This window comes from Mycobacterium sp. (assembly GCF_049280035.1).
Lineage (GTDB): Bacteria > Actinomycetota > Actinomycetes > Mycobacteriales > Mycobacteriaceae > Mycobacterium.
In genome coordinates this window covers 1-1,557 of record NZ_JBAPPI010000751.1, presented here as the reverse complement: position 1 = coordinate 1,557, position 1,557 = coordinate 1, and the positions used below count along the sequence as shown (strand labels likewise).

Genomic DNA, 1,557 nt, shown 5'->3' with positions numbered 1-1,557 from the left:
GGGTAAGCATGCCGAAAACGAGGGGGTTGATGTCGTTGTCAGCCTTGAACTCGACGCGGTTGGCCGTACAAAGCACCGAAGGTATAACCGCCGACCTGGCAACCGCGTCAGCCTCTACAGCTGCTTCGCCAATAGCGACGTGTTTTAAGCAGTGGGCCGCCAATGGTTGCAGGCCAAGAAGATTCAGTTCCGATCCCTTCATCCCGTACGCTGAACCGCCGAGCCCTATCCACTGTTCCAGCGTGGAGACGATGTTCGCGACGGATAGACCCATCGACAGTTCGTGCTGAATCACCTCGGCAAGCCATGCCGCGATATTGGCCGCGACGGTTGATGGGTCACTGGTCTCGAGGAGCGCCGCAACGGCCTCGGGTGGACCGAACCAAATCGGGTCAGCCATGGCTGACGTCAGATACCGGCGATGCTCGCCGAACTGAGCACTTCGTTGAGCGCATACGTGAGCGCAGAGATGTTCTGGGCGCCGGCGAAGGTCGTTCGCTCGCCGACATGTTGTGATGCCGAGGCGAGGTAGGCCGCACCGGCGCCATTTAGTGCCGTCGTGAACGCTGCATCGTCTGCGGATGGCACCATCGGCACCGTCCCGACGAGCGCGGCCGACCCAGCCGCAGTGCTGGCAGCCATCTCGCCACTGATCGCCATATCGGTGACTGCCGACAGTCCGATGGCCGCTGGATCGACGTTCATGAACGCTGTCATCGTTGCCTCCCATGCTGTGCCCACAGAACCGGCTCTGCGGAGTGACCCGAGTCTAAATCGTTATTGCGCCGCCGGTATGCACAAGTTTCTTTTACTGCTGGTCCGAGCGCAAATCGGCCTGATCCGGCATACCCACAAGGACGCCTTCCAGTTCTCCGTCGGTCGTCACCAGCAAGCCGCGTCCCGGCGGTAGTTGCTGCGCACTGATCCTGGCGTAGACCTTCACAGTGGCGGGATCGTTGTCCATGAACAACGTGGGTGACCGCGAGCCGGTGAGCTTCTGCAGGAACGGATTCATCACCGACTGCGACGCCCAGTTGCCGGGCGAGCGGGCAGCAATAACGTGCAGACCGACCTCGCGGCTGCGTTCGATCAATGCCCACAGCGGCGCGGTGGCCGCCGGCTTGACCATTTGGTTGTGCGGCCGCAGCTCATGTTCGTCGTCGATCACGACAAAGTGATGCGGGCCTTCCCACGACTTCCGGTTCAGCAGCTCTTCCTGGCTCAGCCCGGCAGGTGGTAGGCGATCCCGCAACAACGCCAACAGTTCGCCGATCACGGTATCGATGTCGTCTGCGGTGTACGCATACGCTCGCACGTGCGGGCCGGTGATCTTCCCGATCAGGGTGGTCTTGGGGTCGATGATCGTGATCTGTGCCTGCTCTGGCGTGAGCCGGTTGATGATCGCCTGACCGAAGGCGGCCAGTGTCGTGGTCTTTCCAGACAGCTGCCTGCCCATCACCAGCATGTTGGGCACCATCCGGGTCGGCAGCGCCACCGGCTGCAACGCACTCTCGCCGATCGCGAACGGAATGTTGAACGGATCGGCCGCCTCAGCGG

Annotated in this window: 2 protein-coding genes and 1 pseudogene; all 3 read right to left on the bottom strand. The window is 62.0% G+C overall.

Annotated features, from left to right (window positions below; genetic code table 11):
* Nucleotides 1-400, bottom strand: a pseudogene (locus tag WAN71_RS24095) (hypothetical protein); the annotation flags it as partial.
* 8 nt (nucleotides 401-408) lie between these two features.
* Nucleotides 409-717, bottom strand: a complete 309-nt coding sequence (locus tag WAN71_RS24090; protein WP_422227742.1) for a PE family protein — start codon at nucleotides 715-717, stop codon at nucleotides 409-411.
* 91 nt (nucleotides 718-808) lie between these two features.
* Nucleotides 809-1,557: FtsK/SpoIIIE domain-containing protein (locus WAN71_RS24085; protein WP_422227741.1), on the bottom strand; the 749-nt coding region annotated here is incomplete at its 5' end.